The organism is Flavobacterium eburneipallidum (assembly GCF_027111355.2).
GTDB lineage: Bacteria > Bacteroidota > Bacteroidia > Flavobacteriales > Flavobacteriaceae > Flavobacterium > Flavobacterium eburneipallidum.
On sequence record NZ_CP114291.2, the window covers coordinates 2,038,714 to 2,058,423 of the forward strand.

Annotated in this window: 20 protein-coding genes and 1 tRNA gene; 15 read left to right on the forward strand and 6 right to left on the reverse strand. The window is 33.5% G+C overall.

Annotation, left to right across the window (positions count from 1 at the left end; translation table 11 throughout):
• Position 1: 1 nt before the first annotated feature.
• The 4 genes from OZP15_RS08425 to aroB form a co-directional block, all read right to left on the reverse strand.
• On the reverse strand, positions 2 to 973 hold the full coding sequence (locus OZP15_RS08425) for a deoxyhypusine synthase family protein (RefSeq protein ID WP_281335855.1): 972 nt from the start codon (positions 971 to 973) through the stop codon (positions 2 to 4).
• A 94-nt stretch (positions 974 to 1,067) separates the two neighbouring features.
• Positions 1,068 to 2,468, reverse strand: a complete 1,401-nt coding sequence (locus OZP15_RS08430) for a type III PLP-dependent enzyme domain-containing protein (RefSeq protein ID WP_269225044.1) — start codon at positions 2,466 to 2,468, stop codon at positions 1,068 to 1,070.
• A gap of 53 nt (positions 2,469 to 2,521) precedes the next feature.
• Entirely contained in the window at positions 2,522 to 2,701 is a 180-nt protein-coding gene (locus OZP15_RS08435) for a hypothetical protein (protein WP_269225045.1), read from the reverse strand.
• A 58-nt stretch (positions 2,702 to 2,759) separates the two neighbouring features.
• The gene (aroB, locus tag OZP15_RS08440) at positions 2,760 to 3,827 is read right to left on the reverse strand and encodes a 3-dehydroquinate synthase (RefSeq protein WP_269225046.1); all 1,068 of its coding nucleotides are present in this window, start codon (positions 3,825 to 3,827) and stop codon (positions 2,760 to 2,762) included.
• Between the two features lie 92 nt (positions 3,828 to 3,919).
• On the opposite strand from aroB, the gene OZP15_RS08445 reads away from it, so the two are divergent.
• Complete coding sequence (locus tag OZP15_RS08445) at positions 3,920 to 5,089, forward strand: proline dehydrogenase family protein (protein ID WP_281335856.1); 1,170 nt, start codon at positions 3,920 to 3,922, stop codon at positions 5,087 to 5,089.
• Between the two features lie 118 nt (positions 5,090 to 5,207).
• On the opposite strand, the gene OZP15_RS08450 is transcribed toward OZP15_RS08445, so the two are convergent.
• Complete coding sequence (locus OZP15_RS08450; RefSeq protein WP_281335857.1) at positions 5,208 to 6,998, reverse strand: ABC transporter ATP-binding protein; 1,791 nt, start codon at positions 6,996 to 6,998, stop codon at positions 5,208 to 5,210.
• Positions 6,999 to 7,190: 192 nt separating this feature from the next.
• On the opposite strand from OZP15_RS08450, the gene OZP15_RS08455 reads away from it, so the two are divergent.
• From OZP15_RS08455 to OZP15_RS08485, 9 genes are all read left to right on the forward strand, one after another.
• Positions 7,191 to 7,265 (forward strand) — tRNA-Val (locus OZP15_RS08455).
• A gap of 272 nt (positions 7,266 to 7,537) precedes the next feature.
• The gene (locus OZP15_RS16260; RefSeq protein WP_349293249.1) at positions 7,538 to 7,801 is read left to right on the forward strand and encodes an Arm DNA-binding domain-containing protein; all 264 of its coding nucleotides are present in this window, start codon (positions 7,538 to 7,540) and stop codon (positions 7,799 to 7,801) included.
• 57 nt (positions 7,802 to 7,858) lie between these two features.
• Positions 7,859 to 8,779 carry a site-specific integrase gene (locus OZP15_RS08460; protein WP_349293250.1) on the forward strand — a complete coding sequence of 307 codons (921 nt, stop codon included), beginning with the start codon at positions 7,859 to 7,861 and terminating at the stop codon, positions 8,777 to 8,779.
• Positions 8,780 to 8,993: 214 nt separating this feature from the next.
• Positions 8,994 to 9,758, forward strand: a complete 765-nt coding sequence (locus OZP15_RS08465) for an SDR family NAD(P)-dependent oxidoreductase (RefSeq protein WP_269225047.1) — start codon at positions 8,994 to 8,996, stop codon at positions 9,756 to 9,758.
• A 10-nt stretch (positions 9,759 to 9,768) separates the two neighbouring features.
• On the forward strand, positions 9,769 to 10,668 hold the full coding sequence (locus tag OZP15_RS08470; protein WP_281335858.1) for an NmrA family NAD(P)-binding protein: 900 nt from the start codon (positions 9,769 to 9,771) through the stop codon (positions 10,666 to 10,668).
• Positions 10,669 to 10,761: 93 nt separating this feature from the next.
• Positions 10,762 to 10,971, forward strand: coding sequence for a hypothetical protein (locus OZP15_RS16310; RefSeq protein ID WP_489886131.1), 210 nt, complete (start codon positions 10,762 to 10,764; stop codon positions 10,969 to 10,971).
• 13 nt (positions 10,972 to 10,984) lie between these two features.
• Positions 10,985 to 11,896, forward strand: coding sequence for a helix-turn-helix domain-containing protein (locus OZP15_RS08475; RefSeq protein ID WP_281335859.1), 912 nt, complete (start codon positions 10,985 to 10,987; stop codon positions 11,894 to 11,896).
• 190 nt (positions 11,897 to 12,086) lie between these two features.
• A complete protein-coding gene (locus OZP15_RS08480) occupies positions 12,087 to 12,644 on the forward strand; it encodes a Crp/Fnr family transcriptional regulator (RefSeq protein WP_269225051.1) in 558 nt (185 codons plus the stop codon).
• Between the two features lie 78 nt (positions 12,645 to 12,722).
• Positions 12,723 to 13,691, forward strand: coding sequence for an SDR family NAD(P)-dependent oxidoreductase (locus OZP15_RS08485; RefSeq protein ID WP_281335860.1), 969 nt, complete (start codon positions 12,723 to 12,725; stop codon positions 13,689 to 13,691).
• Between the two features lie 127 nt (positions 13,692 to 13,818).
• Here OZP15_RS08485 and OZP15_RS08490 read toward each other — a convergent pair whose 3' ends face one another.
• Positions 13,819 to 14,157, reverse strand: a complete 339-nt coding sequence (locus OZP15_RS08490; RefSeq protein ID WP_281335861.1) for a winged helix-turn-helix transcriptional regulator — start codon at positions 14,155 to 14,157, stop codon at positions 13,819 to 13,821.
• 82 nt (positions 14,158 to 14,239) lie between these two features.
• Here OZP15_RS08490 and OZP15_RS08495 point away from each other — a divergent pair, with 82 nt between their 5' ends.
• The 5 genes from OZP15_RS08495 to OZP15_RS08515 all read left to right on the forward strand — a co-directional run bounded on the left by OZP15_RS08495 (position 14,240) and on the right by OZP15_RS08515 (position 19,710).
• Positions 14,240 to 14,998, forward strand: a complete 759-nt coding sequence (locus OZP15_RS08495) for an SDR family oxidoreductase (protein WP_269225054.1) — start codon at positions 14,240 to 14,242, stop codon at positions 14,996 to 14,998.
• A 194-nt stretch (positions 14,999 to 15,192) separates the two neighbouring features.
• Complete coding sequence (locus OZP15_RS08500) at positions 15,193 to 17,598, forward strand: TonB-dependent receptor (protein ID WP_269225055.1); 2,406 nt, start codon at positions 15,193 to 15,195, stop codon at positions 17,596 to 17,598.
• 24 nt (positions 17,599 to 17,622) lie between these two features.
• Positions 17,623 to 18,549 (forward strand): SDR family oxidoreductase, encoded by a 927-nt coding sequence (locus OZP15_RS08505; protein ID WP_269225056.1) that lies wholly within the window; start codon positions 17,623 to 17,625, stop codon positions 18,547 to 18,549.
• A gap of 86 nt (positions 18,550 to 18,635) precedes the next feature.
• Positions 18,636 to 19,076, forward strand: coding sequence for a DUF2147 domain-containing protein (locus OZP15_RS08510; protein ID WP_269225057.1), 441 nt, complete (start codon positions 18,636 to 18,638; stop codon positions 19,074 to 19,076).
• A gap of 433 nt (positions 19,077 to 19,509) precedes the next feature.
• On the forward strand, positions 19,510 to 19,710 hold the full coding sequence (locus tag OZP15_RS08515) for a hypothetical protein (protein WP_269225058.1): 201 nt from the start codon (positions 19,510 to 19,512) through the stop codon (positions 19,708 to 19,710).

Consider the following 19,710-nt stretch of genomic DNA (forward strand, 5'->3'; position numbering starts at 1 on the left):
TCTATAAATCTAACAAATAAGCAAAAATTAATGGAGCAACAATAGTAGCATCCGACTCGATAATAAACTTTGGGGTTTTGATATCTAATTTTCCCCAAGTGATTTTTTCATTTGGTACCGCTCCAGAATACGAACCATAACTGGTTGTAGAGTCTGAAATTTGGCAAAAATAACTCCAAAAAGGAATATCGTGCATTTCCATATCTTGGTACAACATTGGCACTACACAAATTGGAAAATCTCCAGCAATTCCTCCACCAATCTGGAAGAAACCGATTCCGTTTGAGCTATTTTTTGGATACCAATCGGCTAGGAAAGTCATATATTCAATACCTGATTTCATAGTAGATGCTTTCAAATCTCCTTTGATAACGTAAGAAGCAAAAATATTTCCCATAGTGCTATCTTCCCAACCTGGTACAATAATAGGTAAATTTTTCTCGGCAGCAGCATACATCCAGCTGTCTTTTAAGTCAATTTCGTAATATTCTTCCAAAACTCCTGAAAGCAACATTTTATACATAAATTCATGCGGAAAATATCTTTCGCCTTTGTTATCGGCATCTTTCCAAATTTTGTAAATGTGTTTTTGCAAACGACGGAATGCTTCGTGCTCTGGAATACAAGTATCGGTCACACGATTTAATCCTCTTTCTAGTAAAGCCCATTCATCTTCCGGAGTCAAATCACGATAATTTGGTACTCTTTCGTAATGCGAATGCGCTACAAGATTCATAATATCTTCTTCAAGATTGGCACCAGTACAAGAAATGATTTGTACTTTATCCTGACGAATTATTTCGGCAAAAATCTTCCCAATTTCGGCGGTACTCATTGCACCAGCCATACTTACCATCATCTTTGCCCCGTTGGCTAACTGTTGTTCGTATGCTTTTGCAGCATCAACTAACGATGCAGAGTTGAAATGCAAGTAATGCTTTTCTATAAACTGACTGATTGGTCCTTTACTCATTTTTTTTAATTTAAAGATTTAAAAACCGAAAGATTGAAAAAAAACATTCTCAAATGTAGCGAATTTTTAAATTGACTATTTATGTGTTAACTATTTATTTTTTGTCGTAACCTAATATTTTTAAAACATCTTCAGCGGTTTGTTGTTCAGAGAAAACTTCTGTTGCTAGAATTCCATTTTCATCTTTATCAATCAAAATGTGTTTTGGTTGTGGAATCAAACAGTGGTGTAATCCGCCGTAACCTCCAATAGTTTCTTGATAAGCTCCTGTGTTGAAAAAGCCTATATATAATGGTTTTTCTTTGTTGTATTTTGGCAAATAAATGGCATTCATATTTTGTTCGGAATTGTAATAATCATCGCTATCACAGGTCATTCCGCCCAATAAAACTCTTTCGTAAGTATCATTCCAGCGGTTTACAGCCAGCATGATAAAACGCTTGTTAATAGCCCAAGTATCAGGTAAAGTTGTGATAAAAGAAGAATCGATCATATTCCATTTTTCTCTATCATTTTGCTGCTTTTGATACAAAACCTGATAAATTGCACCACCACTTTCTCCAACTGTATAGGATCCAAATTCGGTAAAAATGTTAGGAACATCTACTTCGGCTTCATCACAAGCAATTTTGATTTGATTGATGATTTCGTCAATCATGTATTGGTAGTCGTATTCAAATGCCAATGAGTTTTTTATTGGAAAACCACCACCAATGTTCAATCCATCCAATGTTGGGCATTCTTTTTTCAAAGCTACATATACTTTGATACACTTCACCAATTCGTTCCAATAATAGGCATTATCATTAATTCCAGTATTGATAAAAAAGTGTAACATTTTAAGTTCCAATTTCTTATTGTCCTGAATTTGTTTTTTATAAAACTGAACAATGTTTTTGTAACCAATTCCTAAACGAGAAGTGTAAAACTCAAATTTTGGTTCTTCCTCGGCAGCTATACGAATTCCGATTTTGAATTTTCGCTTGATTTGCTCTTGTAAAATATCTAATTCCTCATAATTATCAATAATTGGAATCGTATTTTTATGTCCATGATTAATCAAACGAGCAATGTTTTCGATGTATTGATCTCTTTTGAAACCGTTACAAATCACATAAGTGCTTTTATTGATTTTACCTGATTCCAATAAATTTTCAACAATATTAATATCAAAAGCAGAAGAGGTTTCGATGTGGATATTGTTTTTAAAAGCTTCATTCATAATATATTGAAAATGAGAGCTTTTTGTGCAATAGCAATAATAGTATTTACCTTCGTAGTTGTTTTTTTCCATCGACTTACGAAACCAGTTTTTGGCTTTGTTAATGTTGTTGGAAATTTGAGGTAAATAAGTAAATTTTAATGGTGTACCGTATTTTTCTACTAATTTCATCAAATCGATATTGTGAAATTCGAGGTTGTCTTTACTTAAAGTAAACTCTTCTTGAGGGAAATAATAAGTCTGATTAATTAAATCGAAATATTTTGTATTCATTTGATTTTATGTATTTTAGATTAATGTATTTTATCAATAAATTAAACTAAAATTCAAACTCTAATATTGGCAAAAACAATTTGAAGTTTTTCTTGATGAGCTTTCGAATATTGAAATAAATCAAAACTAAAAATTTCTTCACTACCATAAAAACGTTTCAATATTCTTTGAAAAGAGCTATTGTTTTCGTTTTTGGTGGAATTGTAATTTCTTTGGTTTTGATTTTCTTTCATTGCCTGCAAATGTAAAAAATATAATAGACGTAATGCAACCCTTTTTTATAAAAAAAGATTAAGATTTGTAATCGTGGAAAGCCTTTAGAATCAATTCGTTTTCAACCGATTGATTGATTTTTATTTTTCCGATTGCTTGAATCAAAGCAAACTGAATGTTGCCGTATTCGTTTTTCTTGTCATGAATCAGCAATTCCAGTATAGGTTCGATGTCATTTTCTTCAAAAACTACATCATCATAGATCGATTTTATGGTAGTCTTAATTTGAATATAGTCATCAATAGTTATTAAATTCATTTTCCACGAAATATAACTTTCAAGGATCATTCCAACCGCAATGGCTTCTCCATGTAATAAGTTCTTTTTGTTCTCATTTTCCAAGAAATAGCTTTCGATAGCGTGACCTAAAGTATGTCCAAAGTTTAGTGCTTTTCGAATATTTTTCTCTGTAGGATCTTGTATTACAATTTCATTCTTAATTTCGACAGAACGATAGATTAATTCATCGAAATCAGCAAAATCAACGGCTTTTAAATCCAAGAATTTCTCCCAATAATTTTTGTCATAAATCAATCCGTGTTTTAGCATTTCGGCAAGTCCGGAGCGCATTTCGTCTTTGGAAAGTGTTGTTAAATATTGAGTATCAATGAGTACCATTTTGGGTACATTGATAACGCCAATTTGGTTTTTCAAATTCCCTAAATCAACACCTGTTTTTCCACCAACAGAAGCATCAACCATAGAAAGTAGCGTGGTTGGAATATGGATAAAATCCATTCCCCTTTTGAATGTAGAAGCTACAAAACCTCCTAAATCAGTAACCACCCCGCCACCTAAATTGATAACCAAACTTTTTCTATCGGCTCCCAATTCTGTCAAAACATTCCAAATTTGAATACAAGTTTCGATGTTTTTATTGGGTTCACCAGACTCAAATTCAATGATTTCTATTTTCAAATCTGTTTCTAAATAAGGTAGAAATTTATTCAAACAAGATTCATTCGTATTGTTATCTACAATAATAAATAGAGTTGAATATTTACTTTCCTTTAGGAATGAATTAAGAGCTTCATATCCGTTTTCGTTGAAATAGATTGGATAATTGTTGGCTTGAATCGATTGCATAGTGTTTTATTAAATGAAAGCGCAAAATAAAGGATTTTTTGTCGAATACTATTCAAAACTCTATTTATATTTGTGTTAAAACCCCACAAAAAATGCGAAATATTTTCAATAACACGCAAGTTGCCTTTTCTTTAAAAAGTGATACAGAACTCCATCGAGCTTATTTTCTTTTTAAAATGATTGCCAATGAGCCACTGGTTCGGATAGGAACTGCGGTTACGAATTTTGCTTTAAAAGCGCATCTTCCAGTTGAGGGTTTGATTCGTGCGACTGTTTTTGATCATTTTTGTGGTGGTGTGAATGAAGAAGATTGTTTGGTTGTAGTGGATAAAATGTTTGCTAAAGGCGTTTCGTCTGTTTTAGATTATTCTGTGGAAGGTAAGGAAGAGGAAGATCAATTTGACGTTGTTTTGGAAAAGACCTTGAAACTGATTGCTTTCGCCAAAGAAAAAAAAGCCATTCCGTTTGCAGTTTTTAAGCCAACGGGTTTTGGACGTTTGGAATTGTACCAAAAAATAGGCGAAGGACAAGAATTAAATTCAGATGAAACTGAAGAATGGAGTAGAGTAGTGGCGCGTTTTAATAAAGTCTGCAAAACAGCTTATGAGAATGACGTGGCTTTATTAATTGATGCAGAAGAAAGTTGGATGCAAAATGCTGCCGATGATTTGATTGAAAAAATGATGCAACAATACAATACATCCAAGGTTATTGTTTTCAATACTTTACAGATGTATCGTAAAGATCGATTGGATTATTTGAAAAAATTACACAAAAAAGCAGAAACCAAAGGATTTAAGGTTGGAATAAAACTCGTTCGTGGTGCTTATATGGAAAAAGAAAACGAGCGCGCTGAAGAAAATGGCTATTCATCTCCAATACATGATTCCAAAGAAGCGACGGATCAAAATTATGATGCAGCCCTGAAATATATCGTATATGCAATTGACACTATATCCATTTTTGCAGGAACGCATAATGAATCCAGTGTTTATTTACTCATGGATTTGATGGAAGGAAAAGGAATAAAACCGAATGATTCCAGAATTTGGTTCGGACAATTATACGGAATGAGCGATACTATCAGTTTTAATTTAGCTGAAAAAGGATATAATGTTGCGAAGTATTTGCCTTTTGGTCCCGTAAAAGATGTAATGCCCTATTTGATTCGCCGTGCGGAAGAAAATACTTCGGTGACGGGACAAACCAGTCGGGAATTAACAATGATAAAAATGGAACGAGATAGACGGAAAGGAAGGTGAGTATTCAGGGGTCAGTTTTTAGTAATCAGTTTGAAACTATGTAAAAAATCTGTAAAATCTGCTTGAAAATTTTGTGACGCAGATTTTACAGATTTGTGATATTTTAAAATTTTAAATCTTAAGAATGACTAAACTGCAAATTACTCAAGTTCTTATAAATTCCGTTTTCTAAAGCGATTAATTCTTGGTGTGTTCCTTGTTCGGTAATTACACCTTTATCCAATACTAAAATCTGATCGGCACTACGAATAGTAGAAAGACGGTGCGCAATGATGATGCTTGTTCTTCCTTCCATTAAAATTTCCAAGGCTTCTTGAACCAGTTTTTCGCTTTCACTATCCAATGACGAGGTCGCTTCGTCTAAAATCAAAATACTTGGATTTTTCAGCAATGCTCTGGCAATGGCAATACGCTGTCTTTGTCCACCAGAAAGTTTAATACCTCTTTCACCCACAATAGTTTCGAATTTTTCAGGGAAACTTTCAATAAAACTCAAAGCATTCGCTTGTTTCGAAGCTTTAAGAATTTCCTCTTCGGTGGCATTTGGTTTTCCATAAGCAATGTTTTCTCTGATGGTTCCACCAAATAAAATCACATCTTGAGGAACAATACTCATATTGCCACGAAGGTTTTCTAAATCATATTCATGAATGTTTTTATTATCGATTAAGATTTCTCCGCCTTCAATATCATAAAAACGCAAAAGAAGGGAGGCAATAGTTGATTTTCCTGCACCACTTGGTCCAACGATAGCGATTTTTTGACCAAAACTGGCAGTGAAATTTACGTCTTTCAATACTTTTATTTCTTTTCTAGAAGGATAACTAAAAGCTACATTGTTAAAACTAACATTTCCTTGTATCTTTTGGATTGAAGCAGCATTTGGTGTAGCGTTTATTTTTTCTGGAGTTTCGTCTAATAATTCAAAAACACGTTCTGTAGCACCAACTGCTTTCTGAATTTGTGCATACATTTCGGCAATACCTCCAAAAGAAGCACCTATAAATGTAGTGTATAAAACAAAAGAAATCAAATCACCAACGCCTTCTACTTCTCCTTTAATAGTTAATGTGATTCCGTACCAAACCACAGCAACCACGCATCCAAAGAGACATAAAATGATGAACGAAGCGAAATACCCACGGTATTGACCACCTTTAATAGCAATTTTTACAATTTCTTTGATTTTATTTTTATAACGTTCTAATTCATACCATTCATTGGCAAAAGCTTTTACGTTACTTATTCCTTGTAAAGTTTCTTCAACGATTACCTGACTTTCGGCTACTTTATCCTGTGTTTTTTTTCCGTATTTTCGAATGAATCTTCCAAAAACAACTGCCGCAACAGCAACTACAGGAACTATAGAAAGCATCATCAAAGTTAGTTTTGGACTGATACTTGCCAGGATGATAAAACCACCAATGATTAAAATTAATTGTCTTAAAAATTCTGCGATGGTTGTCGTAAAAGTATCCTGCAATTGCGAAATATCGGCACTAATTCTACTATTCAGCTCACCAACACGCTTTTGAGAGAAAAACGACATCGGCAATTTGATTAAATTCTCATACAATGCAAAGCGAATGTTGGACAATGAATTTTCGGTAAAGTTGACAAAAAGTGAGATTCTGAAAAACGAAAAAATAGCTTGTAGAAATAAAATTCCCATAAGCATTAATGCAATTTCGTTGGCTTTATCTAAATCTTTATTGGTTACACAATCGACTAACATCCCCATTAATTTAGGAAAAGCAAGAGCCGTTGCACTAGTTAGTAGCAGAAAAACAAGACCGACAAAGAATTTCCATTTGTGGTTTTTGGCATATTTGAATATTCGTAACGCTTTATTGAGTGAGTTAGAATCTAATTTAGATTTAGGTAAATCATTTTCTTGGAATCTTGCCATGTGAATTATTTTTGTTTGCAAATATAAGGCTATCTCAATTCATCTTTTAAAAATCATACTCTATTTATATATAGTTTTAACTTTTGTTGAATTGTAAAATAAAATTTAATTTATTTTTTCGATTTTGTTTGCAAATACAATATCTAAATGTATATTTGCACTCGCAATAACGAAAGACGTTGCAACCCTAAAGGGCGATTAGCTCAGCTGGTTCAGAGCACCTCGTTTACACCGAGGGGGTCGGGGGTTCGAACCCCTCATCGCCCACAAGTTTAATAACAAATGGTTTTAAAACCCTATAAATCTTATGATTTATAGGGTTTTTTCTTTTGCGCATATACCAAATTATTCATTCAATCTTAATTGGAAAGGAACAAAATCGAGACCCTAAAAATTTTACAATTTAGGGTCTCGCTAAATCTTCTCAATCCTTGTAAACAGTCGTACTATCAACCAGTTCAATGCTTGTTCAGAATATGTACATCTTGTTTGTTATCAATTAGAAAATTAAATTGAATACTAATTAAAAGGTTACCACTATGAAAGCAAAAATCACTTTACACATTTATGCAAAAACTACAAAAGCTAATGCAGCTGGACAATTACCAATTTATATTCGATTGACTGTTGATGGACAACGCTTCGAATTCAGTTCCAAGAAATTCATTGACAAGTCCAAATGGTCGCCAGAACTATCCAAAATGAAAGGCAGCTCGGAAGAAGCTAGAACAATTAATAACTATCTTGATTTAATGAAATCTAAAGTATTTGATATTCAAATGGAACTAATCCATAAAAATTAAGAATTATCTCTGGAAAATTTCAAATCAAGAATATTAGGAACCCATCAAAGAGAGCGAATGATCATTCCCATTTATCAAAATCACAATGATAAAATCGAAGAACTTATCGGCAATGGGTATGCTTATGGAACATTGGAACGATTTAAAATATCTTTGAAACACTTACAAGAATTCATCCAATGGAAATACAATGTTTCGGACATAAGCATAAACAAAATTGATTACGCTTTTGTAACCGAATTTGAATTCTATTTGCGAAGTATTAAAAAATGCAATAACAATACTGCTGTAAAATATGTTAGGAATTTCAGAAAAATAATTAAAATCTGTTTGGATAACGATTGGTTAGATAAAAATCCTTGTAGTCGCTACGAAGGAAAAATGAAAGAAGTGGAACGAGATTTTCTTACTGAAGAAGAATTAAACAGGATTTACAACAAACGATTTTCATCAGAAAGATTAAATTTAGTAAAGGATATTTTTATTTTTTCCTGTTATACTGGTTTAGCTTATGTTGATGTAAAAGGATTAAAGAAAGACCACATAGCAATAGGCATAGATGGCGAAAAATGGATTTTCAAGAATCGGCAGAAAACAGATACCAAGTCAAAAATACCAGTATTGTCAATTGCACAAGAAATCATTCAAAAATATGCCAATCATCCAAAGTGTTTAAACGAAGATAGTATCCTGCCAATTTTGACTAACCAAAAGATGAATGCCTATCTTAAAGAAGTTGGAGATCTATGTGATATTTCAAAGGAAATCACTTTTCATATGGCTAGACATACTTTTGCAACATCAGTAACACTTACCAATGGAGTTCCTATCGAAACTGTAAGCAAAATGCTTGGTCATAAAAACATTCAAACCACTCAACATTATGCTAAAATTCTAGATCAAAAAGTGAGTGAGGATATGAAGATTTTAAGAAATAAATTTACAGCAACAGATAATAAATTCAATAAAGCCAATTGATTGAATACCAATGTTAAAAATTAATCTCATAACTTTTTTTGTACTATCACTACTTTATAAGTTTGAACCAATAATAAAAACAGTACCATCTTAAATAAATTTCAAAGAGAATATTAAAATCGGTATTTAATTTTTGACTACAACAATCATAGATTTGACTACATACAACTTATAGCATATACCGAATTTTGCTTCATAATCTAAAACATAAATTATGACAACGAAAAGCAAAATAGCACTCGTAACGGGTGGAAGTCGAGGTTTAGGAAAAGATATGGTTCTTTCTCTTGCCAAAAAAGGATTGAATGTAATTTTTACCTACAATAACAATAAAATTGAGGCTGATAAAGTAGTGGCTGAAGTACTCGCTATGGGGCAAAAAGCAATTGCTTACCAATTGGATGTAAGTAAATTGAATACTTTTGATGCTTTTGTTTCACAAATAAACGAGCATTTACAAGAACACGAGGGTAATCCAAATTTCGATTATCTTATCAATAATGCCGGTTTTGGAGCTTATGAAAAAATAACCGAAACTACGGAAGCTACTTTAGATCAAATGTATGCTGTTCACTTAAAAGCACCTTATTTACTCTCACAGAAATTATTTCCGTTTATGAACGAGAATGGAGCAATTGTAAATATTTCTTCTGGATTGACTCGTTTTGCTTATGATGGTTACGCACCTTATGCTAGTATGAAAGGTGCTTTAGAAACACTTACAAAATATATGGCAAAAGAATTTACATCTAAAAAAATAAGGGTAAATGTATTGGCTCCTGGTGCAATCGAAACCGATTTTGGTGGTGGCGCTGTACGAGATAACAAAGATTTGAACGCTATGATTGCAAACCAAACCGCTCTTGGTCGAGTTGGTGTAGTCGATGATATTGGCAGTGTAGTAGCTTTTTTATGTAGTGATGATGCAAAATGGGTCAATGCCCAACGATTAGAAGTTTCTGGAGGAATTCACATATAAAAACAAAACGATGAAAATAGTAGTAACAGGTTCGTTAGGAAACATAAGCAAACCACTCACAATTGAATTAATACAAAAAGGACATTCAGTAACAGTAATTAGTAGTAACGATAAAAAGCGGGCAGAAATTGAAAGTTTAGGAGCAATAGCAGCCATTGGTTCTTTGCAAGATGTTGAATTTGTAACAGCAACATTTACTGGAGCAGATGCAGTATATTCTATGGTTCCACCAGAAAATTACTTTGATCCTAGTTTCGATTTACTATCTTATTATCGTTCTATAGGGCAAAATTATAAAGATGCCATAAAAAATACTGGTGTAAAACGAGTAGTCAACTTAAGTACTATTGGAGGACATTTAGAAGCAGGAAATGGAATTTTAGTAGGTGCTCATAATGTGGAGAGAATTTTAAATACATTAGCAGCGGATGTTTCGATTACCCACATTAGGCCAACAGAGTTTTATTATAATTTATTATCGCAAATATATTCAGCAAAAAACAATGGATTTATAGCCTCTAACATTGGTGGCGATGTAATCAATTCTTGGGTTTCGCCAATAGATATAGCCAATGTTATCACTGAAGAATTGACAACAAAATTAGATGGCAGAAACGTTCGATATGTTGCCAGTGAAGAACTTACGTACAATGAATTAGTAAAAGTTTTAGGCAAAGCAATAGGAAATAATGACTTGAAATGGGTCCAATTGACAAATGAACAAATGGAAAACGGATTACTATCTATTGGAATGAACCCCAAAATAGCCGCAGGTCTTACAGAAATGTATGCCGCCATTGATTCCGGATTATTATACGAAGATTATATAAACAACAAACCAAGCCATTTTGGGACAGTAAAACTCAAAGATTTTGCAGTAAATTTTGCAAAGGCTTACAATGAAATTTAGGTTATGAAATGAGCATCACCAAAAATTGGTCGCAAAAAACTATGATGATGTGCGAATTACATAAGACCGATAAAAAACAATAAAAATCTACTTATGAAAGATAATAACAGACACAAAAGAGCCTTCTTAATATGGTTGGCAATCTATCCACTAATAACCTTTATTTTCTTTTTATTTGGCGATATACTAATCAAAATTCCTTTGCCTATACGAACATTGGTGCTTACATTAGCAGTTCCATTAATGTTTTATGTAATTTTACCGTTATACAATAAACTGTTTCATAATTGGTTAAACAAATAAATACATTCAAAATATGGAAATCAAAAGAATAAAATCCATCACAGAGTATCATCGTTTTGTAGGATTACCCAAACCGCAACATCCGTTGATTAGCCTGATTGATTACTCAAAAGTAGTGCATCAAACCGATGGAAAATCATTGAGTTTTGTGATGGATTTTTATTCTATTGCCCTAAAAAGAGTAGATGGTATCAAAATGTTTTACGGACAGTCGGAATATGATTTTGACGAAGGATTAATGTCGTTTCTTGCTCCTGGACAAGTGCTCCGAATAGAAATTGATCCCAATGCCCCAAACAATCGGTCAGGCTATCTATTACAAATTCATCCTGATTTTTTATGGAAATCATTTTTGGCAAAAACAATTAAACAATATGAATTTTTCAATTATACCATCAACGAAGCTTTGTTTCTTTCGGATAAAGAAGAAACAATAATCACCACCATTTTTGAAGGCATTAAACAAGAGTATCACACCAATATTGATAAATTTAGTAAAGATTTAATTATTGCTCAAATAGAATTGTTACTAAAATATGCGGATCGGTTTTACAATCGTCAATTCATCACTCGTGAAATTAGCAACCATCAGATTTTATCAAAAATAGAAGGATTTTTAAACGACTATTTCAATACCGAAAACCTTTCAAAATCGGGATTACCAAGTGTACAATCAATAGCCGAAAAATTAAACATTTCTCCTAATTATTTGAGTAATCTTTTAAAGTTACATACAGGACAAAGTACACAACAACACATTCACAATAAACTAATCGAAAAAGCAAAAGAGAAACTTTCTACCACAAATTTATCTGTTTCCGAAATAGCTTTTGAATTAGGTTTTGAACATTCGCAAAGTTTTTCAAAATTATTCAAGAACAAAAGCGGAGTAAGTCCTTTAAAATTTAGGGAGAGTTTTAATTAAGGATTGTCAAACCTCATTTTGACTATCAAATTCCTCAATTAGGCTAAATTCTACAAGTTGCATCTGATGACCTTTGTATCATAATAATTTAAAACAATTAAAATGAGAAAAGCATTAATTACCGGAGCCAACCCTGCATTTTTTACCAAATGTGAATTGACCAACTAACTTTGATTGCTAACTTTGAAATATGAAACAGTTTATAGATTTTTTGTTGCAGTTTGGTAACTTAAACAAACAGCAAATTGACTTTATTACAAGCAAGGCGGCAGCATTAGAACTTCCGAAAGACAACTACTTTTGGGAAGCAGGAAAAATACCCAAACACATTGGTTTTATTGTGGATGGCATTATTCGTGTTGCATACTATGACAACAAGGGCAAAGAAATTACCAAGTATTTTTTTGACGAAAATCACTTAATAAAAGATTGGGAAAATTTTGAAGCAACATTTTATTTGGAAGCGGTTACCGACTGCAAATTCATCACGTTTACCAAAAAAGATTGGAAAGAAATTTCAGATACAATTTTGGATTGGGACAAAATGATTGAAAAAATTATGACCAAACATCACACAGAAAAAATGAACAACATCGGTTCTCTAATTTCGCAAGATGCTACGACACGTTACCTTGAATTTTTAAAAAAATTTCCAAATGCAACTAACCGCATACCGCTTTCTTACATTGCTTCTTACTTGGGAATTACGCAACAATCATTAAGCCGAATAAGAAAAAATATCCGCTAAACTTACTATTTACCAAATGTTAAATGTAATCTTGTTTAATCGTTCCAACTTTGCACCATAATTTAAAAATAAAAAAATATGGCAACGATTTTAATAACAGGCGGACATAGCGGATTGGGACTTGAATGTTCTAAATTTTTAGCTTCAAAGTATCATTACAATTTAATTTTAGCAGGGAGAAGCCCCGAAAAAATGCAAGTAGTTGCATCAGAACTGCAACAAACTTATAAAGTAAAAGTAAGTGTCATAAAAATGGACACCTCATCTTTGGTTTCTGTTCGTTCGGGAGTTGCTCAATGCTTGGCATTGATTGACAAAGGCGAAGTTGACAATTTGCAAGCGATTATTTGCAACGCAGGTGTTCGTTTTAACGGAAAAGTTTCTTATACCGCAGACGGTTACGAAGAAACATATGCTACCAACTATTTAGGACACGTTTTATTGACAGAGTTGTTGTTAGACAAAGTTGCAGACAACGGGCGAATTGTGTTTACCGCAAGCGGAACACACGACCCCGACACATCAGACGGAAAAATTATGGGCATTGCCGCAGGAGTTACCGCAACAGAATTGGCAAACACAGGTAAAAATGGTGCGAAGCCAATTTCATTGGGAAAAATGTATGCCACATCAAAATTGGATATGATAGCTTACGTTTACGAGTTGGACAGACGATTATCAAAATCGGGAAGTTCAATTTTATCAATAGCCTATGACCCCGGAGCAACTACGGGAACAGGATTTTTAAGAAATATGCCTAAACCTTTGCAATGGTTAGCAGAAACTTCATTTATGCGTTGGGTAATGAAACGTAACGGTGTAACAATGGGCGAAACTATTTTATCAGGACAGTTTCTTGCAGCAGTTTCGGCAGACAAAGCCTACTCAAATGGTTCGGGAAAATATTTTCAATCAAATAACGGTAAGTTGATTGAAAGGCGTTCTTCTAAATTGTCGTATGACCAGCAACGTGCAAAAAAATTATGGAACGACACGAAAATACTTATCCATTTGCAACCAAACGAAGTGTCTAAAAAAATTCAGTAAGAACTACGACAGAAAAAACGTCAACCTATTTCAGAACAAGAAAATTCGCAGTCTTTTAGTAAATTATTTAAAAACAAAAGTGGGGTAAGTCCAATCGAGTTTAGAAATAGTTTCAACTAAAATACTATTATTTTATTTTTTTTCGATGATTTGCACCCCAATCACCCATCGTGTTTACTACTTCTTTGACACTTAATGCGTATTCTGTGATTTTGTATTCTACAGTAATAGAAGATGTATCACAAACTGTTCTTGTAATTAACTTGTTTGCTTCAAGAGATTTTAATTCTGCAGAAAGTACCCTATTCGTAATTTTAGGAACAAATTCTTTAATATCCTTAAACCGATGATTTCCGTGTTTAATAGCTATGATTATAGGTAGCTTCCACTTACCCCCGAGTACGAATAAAGTGTCTTGAACGTGAGCTATTAAGTTCTTTATTTGCAATGCTACTTCTTCTGTCATTTTGGTATCCTTTTGTATATCGGTTACAAAAGTATACTAAATGCAAATAACTTTGCAGAAGTATTAATTAAAAATGAAAAAAATGAAAACAGCATTAATTACAGGGGCTAATAAAGGTATTGGCTTTGAAGTAGCAAAACAACTTTTACAAAATGACTATTATGTCTTTTTAGGAAGTCGTAATGAAAAATTGGGAAACGAAGCAGTAGAAAAATTGAAATCGGAAGGATTTAACAATGTAGAAGCTATTCAAATTGATGTTACTGATGATACATCGGTAAATAATGCAAGAATTGAGTTAGGAGAAAAAATGGAAACTTTAGATGTTCTTATCAATAATTCCGGGATAAACGGGATAGAATTTAATGTAGAAACTCCCATTATGCACACTTCCACTGATACTGATGTAAATAAATTTAAAGAAGTATTTGAAGTAAATGTATTTGGAGTGATAAGAACAACACAAGCATTTTTAGATTTAATGAAGAAATCAACTGAACCAAGAATTGTAAATGTAAGTTCCAGTCAAGGCTCACTTACCTTGCATAGTGACCCGAATTTTATTCATTACAAACACAAAGGTGTGGTTTATCAATCATCAAAAGCAGCTTTGAATATGTTTACGCTCGTTTTAGCTTATGAATTAAGAGAACTTCCTTTCAAAGTTAATGCTGTAAGTCCAGGCTCAACTAAAACAGATTTCAATAAAATGCTTGGTCAAGGCTCGGTTGCAGATGCGGCAAAAAGAGTCGTTAAATATGCTACAATTAATAATGATGGACCAACAGGGAAATTTTTTGCCGAGGATATGAACCCAGAAACAGGTGAAATTCCGTGGTAGATAATGGATAATACTAGTTCGTAAATCATATTTAATAACCAATAGAAAGTTCAATCTCTTTTTCTATTGGTTTTTTATTTATAAGGATTATTAATTTACTGTTAATAATCCTTTTGACTACATCAAAAGGTATTTTGGCTAAATCTATCTTTTTAATCTTACGCAATTTTGTAATGTTAAAAAAATAGAAAATTATGAAAAAAGGAAAAATAGAATTCACAATTGATTTCAGAAAAATAATAATCCTAATATTATTTTTCATTGGCTACAGTTCTTTTGCTCAAAAAGGAGCTATTAGAGGTAAGATTATCGACAACTTGACCGAACAACCTATCGAGGGAGTTACCGTTATCTTTTTAGCGGATAGTACGGGAACAAATACAAATCCCGAAGGGCTTTATAGATTAGACAATCTTCCTATTGGTCGTGCAAGTGTAAGCTTTTCATTTGTAGGTTACGAAACAGTTACTTTGTCAAACATTGACGTAACGAGCGGAAAAGATGTTCCTCTTGACATTCGGCTTAATGCAACGTACAACACACTCAAAGAAGTTGTTTTAAATTCAAGATCCAAAAAAGACAAACCAATAAACAAACTTGCAGCCGTAAGCGCACGTCAAGTAAGTGTTGACGAAATAACAAAATATGCGGGAGGTCGTAGTGATGTGGCACGTTTGGCTTCTAACTTTGCAGGTGTTTCTGCACCTAATGACAGTAGAAATGATATTGTTGTTAGAGGAAACTCCTCTACGGGTTTACTTTGGAGAATAGACGGAATACCTGTACCTAGTCCGAATCATTTTAGCTCTTTGGGAACTACTGGAAGCCCTGTTAGTGCACTAAATCCAAATGTAATGAGCAATTCTGATTTTATTACTTCGGCTTTCCCTGCAGAATATGGTAACGCTTTGGGTGGCGTATTTGACATCAATTTCCGAAAAGGAAATACAGATAATTATGAATACACTGTCGGTGTTGGTGCTTTAACAGGATTCGAAGGTATGGCTGAAGGACCAATGGGCAAAGATGGTTCGTTTTTAGTAGCTGCCAGATATGGATTGGCTGGTGTAACTGGCGGATTTGGTACTGGTGCAACACCTAATTACTCGGATATTTCTTTTAACTTGGATTTTGGAAAATCTAAATTGGGTAACTTCTCCTTCTTTGGTATTGCTGGAAACTCTAGCATCGAATTTAATGGTGTAGAAGATTATGATGAGGAAGACCTTTTTTCTGCTCCAGATGAAGTAATAGAATTTACTTCTCGATTTGGTATGATGGGACTTCGCCATACAATAGCTTTAAACAATTTTTCTTCCATAAAAACTACTCTTGGCGGATCATTTAGTGGTCAAATTGGTGAAATAGATCGTATTTATGATTTTGATACACCACAAGCCAATCTTCTTCGATTTGCAGATGTTGACAATACAGAAATACGTATGACACTTTCCTCTGTTTACAATGCAAAGTTCACTAATAAATTTAGTTTACGATCTGGGATTATGCTAGAACGCTACAATTTACAGGCAGATGTTGCCAACCGAAACGAACAGCCAGACAACGACGGTGACGGTTACCCTGATTTTACCCAACGAATTAGTGCTGATGATAGCTATACTGTTTTTCAGCCTTATGCTCAAGGACTTTTCCGATTTTCCGAAAGCTTTACTTTAAACGCTGGAATTCACGGGCAATACTTTTCGCTCAACGAAACTTTTGTAGCAGAACCGAGAGCAGCACTTACTTGGAATTTAACTCCGGTTCACAGCTTGACTTTTGGTTATGGTCTTCATCATCAAAATGTGCCTGCTCCATTACTTTTCTTAAATCAAAACATTGGTGGTGTCAATTTACAAGCCAATCGTGATTTAGATTTAGTGAGAAGTAACCATTATGTTTTGGGCTATGACTTACGTCCGGGCAAAGGATGGCGTGCCAAAGTGGAAGCCTATTATCAAGATATTAGCAATGCTGCTGTGGATAATTTTTCGAGTAGTTATTCGTCTTTAACCGAAGGTGCCGATTTTCTTTTTAGTCAAGATAAATTCAATTTAGTAAGCAATGGCAAAGCGCATAATCTTGGTCTTGAATTTACAGTCGAAAAATTCCTTTCCAAAGGTTGGTACACATTAGCAACTGTATCCCTTTTTGAAGCCAAGTACGAAGGAAGTGATGGCATCGAAAGAAACTCACCTTTCAATAACGGTTATGTTTTTAATCTTTTAGGAGGAAAAGAATTTAAAGTGGGTAAAAACGGAAAAAATGTACTTTCATTTGATTCAAAATTCAGTACTTCTGGCGGAAGATATTACACTCCTGTTGATTTAGCGGCAAGTCAAGCTGCAGGTTACGAAATTCTACAAGATGATTTAGCATTTTCAGAACAATACGACCCTTATGTACGATTGGATTTTAAAGTGGGTATGAAAATAAACAGCAGTCGCAAAAAAGTATCACACCAGTTTTATATCGACTTTCAAAACATAACCAATAGCGAAAATGTGTTTGTTCGTCAATACAACCGTTTAACCAATAGTGTGGATCAAATAGACCAAATAGGTTTCTTCCCAGACTTTGGATACAAAATACAATTTTAAAAATCAATAACACAGATATAAAAAATGGAAACCAAAATTAAAAATTGGACAACAGTTGATATTCCAAAAAGAGATAAAGGTCTAGCAATAATTACCGGAAGTACCGAAGGTGTCGGTTTTGAAGATGCACTAGCCTTATCATCAGCTGGATGGAATGTGATAATGATGGGGCGTAATGCTGGAAAAGGTTCTCAATCAATAGCAAAGATTCGTGAGATAAACCCAAAGGCAAAAGTGATTTTTGAAAAAATAGACCTTGCTGATTTATCTTCAATCAAAAACTTTGCTTCGAGAATGACTTCTAGAGGACAAGCTATCGATCTTTTAATAAATAATGCTGGTGTAATGACACCTCCTAAACGGCTCGAAACTAAAGATGGTTTTGAGCTACAATTTGGCACAAACCATATTGGTCACTTTGCACTGACAGCACAATTACTTCCATTATTACGTAAATCAACTAATGCACGTGTTGTTACTGTTTCAAGTATAGCAAATCGTGAAGGAATAATCAATTTTAATGACTTGCAATCAGAATCTTCGTATGCTCCAGGGAAAGCTTATAGTCAATCAAAATTGGCGAATTTGATGTTTGCAATGGAATTACAAAGACAAAGTGATAAGTACGGTTGGGGTATTGTGAGTATGGCTTCCCATCCTGGGGTTTCACGAACTAATTTGCTTATTACTGGTGCGGGGCGATGGAGTGTCGCAGGAATGGCGAGAACTTTTCTTCCGTTCTTGTTTCAACCACAGGCACAAGGAGCATTGCCTACTTTGTATGCAGCGACATCTCCAGAAGCTAAAGGAGGTTTCTATTATGGACCAAACAAAATGAGTGAAACTCGTGGTTTTCCTACGATTGCCAAAATACCTTCACAAGCTGACGATCGGAATGTTGCTGCAAAACTATGGGTGATATCACAAAAATTAGCTAAAGTTGAATTTTAGGACTTATAGTTTCAAGCTACTATCTGAAGTACAGATATATTTTCAAAATCTCAATTCCAATATTTGAATTAAAACATAAAATCAAAATGAAAAAAATATTTTTTGTAGCTACAATGCTATTCATATCGCTCTCATCATTTTCTCAAAAATTATCAGCAGACCAAATAATAGGTAAATGGCAATCGGAAGATTATAAAATTGAAATTTTCAAATCGGGTACTACTTATTCCGCAAAACTATTATGGTCTAAAGAGATGTTTGAAACTGACGGTAAAACGCCAAAGAAGGACAGCAAAAATCCAGATATAAAATTAAGAAATCGTTCTATACAAGGTATTACTCACATAACAGGTTTAAAATATGATGCTGATGAAAACGAATTTGTAAACGGTGAATTATACAGCGCACAAAATGGAATGATATTAAGTTTTAAAGCAGAACTAAAAAGTCTAAACAATCTTGAATCAAGAGTTTACAAAGGTGTTCCGATGATGGGGAAAACAGTAAAATGGACTCGTACAAAATAAAACACTGAAAGTAGATACTTTTTTTTTAATAAATCTCATAAATATAAAATGACTAAAAAAATAATTTCATTGCTATTACTCCTAACGACTGTAGGATTACATTTCAAGCACGGCTGGGACGCATTCCATAAGCCAACATTTCAGCAACTAAATATGGTTTCAAAGCTAGGCTTGGAAGAATCTGCAATACCATACATTGGTATTTGCGTAATTTTATTGGGGGTAATTTTACTGATACCTAAAACCTATTTTATAGGTAATATAGTTAATGCACTAGTTATTATAATGATAATATCGTTTGCAATAAAAGCAGGTAATTACAAAATGGTCTTATTCGAAATGATTTTTTTAACCATACCATTCTTGATGATTTGGTTAAAATATCCATTTATAAATAGTAAAACAGGCATAAGGAATCAACCCCAATAACAAAATGAAAAACGACACTAACGACAGTCTATCCACCTTTTGGTCAATACTTTCTAATGCTTTGCCACCAATTGGATTTTTCTTATATTTCAAACACAGAAATCAATTTCCGAATAAAGCTGGAAAAGCGTTAACAAATGCGTTAATTGGCATACCAATTGGTTTAATTGGAGGTTACATTTTACAAAATTATATACTTAATTAA

Coding starts and splice junctions, on each gene's coding strand:
- OZP15_RS16310 (WP_489886131.1), top strand. CDS start 10,762: ATGAAAGATAATAACAGACACAAAAGAGCCTTCTTAATATGGTTGGCA.
- OZP15_RS08430 (WP_269225044.1), bottom strand. CDS start 2,468: ATGAATACAAAATATTTCGATTTAATTAATCAGACTTATTATTTCCCT.
- aroB (WP_269225046.1), bottom strand. CDS start 3,827: ATGCAATCGATTCAAGCCAACAATTATCCAATCTATTTCAACGAAAAC.
- OZP15_RS08510 (WP_269225057.1), top strand. CDS start 18,636: ATGAAAAAAATATTTTTTGTAGCTACAATGCTATTCATATCGCTCTCA.
- OZP15_RS08445 (WP_281335856.1), top strand. CDS start 3,920: ATGCGAAATATTTTCAATAACACGCAAGTTGCCTTTTCTTTAAAAAGT.
- OZP15_RS08500 (WP_269225055.1), top strand. CDS start 15,193: ATGAAAAAAGGAAAAATAGAATTCACAATTGATTTCAGAAAAATAATA.
- OZP15_RS08490 (WP_281335861.1), bottom strand. CDS start 14,157: ATGACAGAAGAAGTAGCATTGCAAATAAAGAACTTAATAGCTCACGTT.
- OZP15_RS08460 (WP_349293250.1), top strand. CDS start 7,859: ATGATCATTCCCATTTATCAAAATCACAATGATAAAATCGAAGAACTT.
- OZP15_RS08465 (WP_269225047.1), top strand. CDS start 8,994: ATGACAACGAAAAGCAAAATAGCACTCGTAACGGGTGGAAGTCGAGGT.
- OZP15_RS08515 (WP_269225058.1), top strand. CDS start 19,510: ATGAAAAACGACACTAACGACAGTCTATCCACCTTTTGGTCAATACTT.
- OZP15_RS08480 (WP_269225051.1), top strand. CDS start 12,087: ATGAAACAGTTTATAGATTTTTTGTTGCAGTTTGGTAACTTAAACAAA.
- OZP15_RS08450 (WP_281335857.1), bottom strand. CDS start 6,998: ATGGCAAGATTCCAAGAAAATGATTTACCTAAATCTAAATTAGATTCT.
- OZP15_RS08470 (WP_281335858.1), top strand. CDS start 9,769: ATGAAAATAGTAGTAACAGGTTCGTTAGGAAACATAAGCAAACCACTC.
- OZP15_RS08495 (WP_269225054.1), top strand. CDS start 14,240: ATGAAAACAGCATTAATTACAGGGGCTAATAAAGGTATTGGCTTTGAA.
- OZP15_RS08475 (WP_281335859.1), top strand. CDS start 10,985: ATGGAAATCAAAAGAATAAAATCCATCACAGAGTATCATCGTTTTGTA.
- OZP15_RS08425 (WP_281335855.1), bottom strand. CDS start 973: ATGAGTAAAGGACCAATCAGTCAGTTTATAGAAAAGCATTACTTGCAT.
- OZP15_RS08435 (WP_269225045.1), bottom strand. CDS start 2,701: ATGAAAGAAAATCAAAACCAAAGAAATTACAATTCCACCAAAAACGAA.
- OZP15_RS08485 (WP_281335860.1), top strand. CDS start 12,723: ATGGCAACGATTTTAATAACAGGCGGACATAGCGGATTGGGACTTGAA.
- OZP15_RS16260 (WP_349293249.1), top strand. CDS start 7,538: ATGAAAGCAAAAATCACTTTACACATTTATGCAAAAACTACAAAAGCT.
- OZP15_RS08505 (WP_269225056.1), top strand. CDS start 17,623: ATGGAAACCAAAATTAAAAATTGGACAACAGTTGATATTCCAAAAAGA.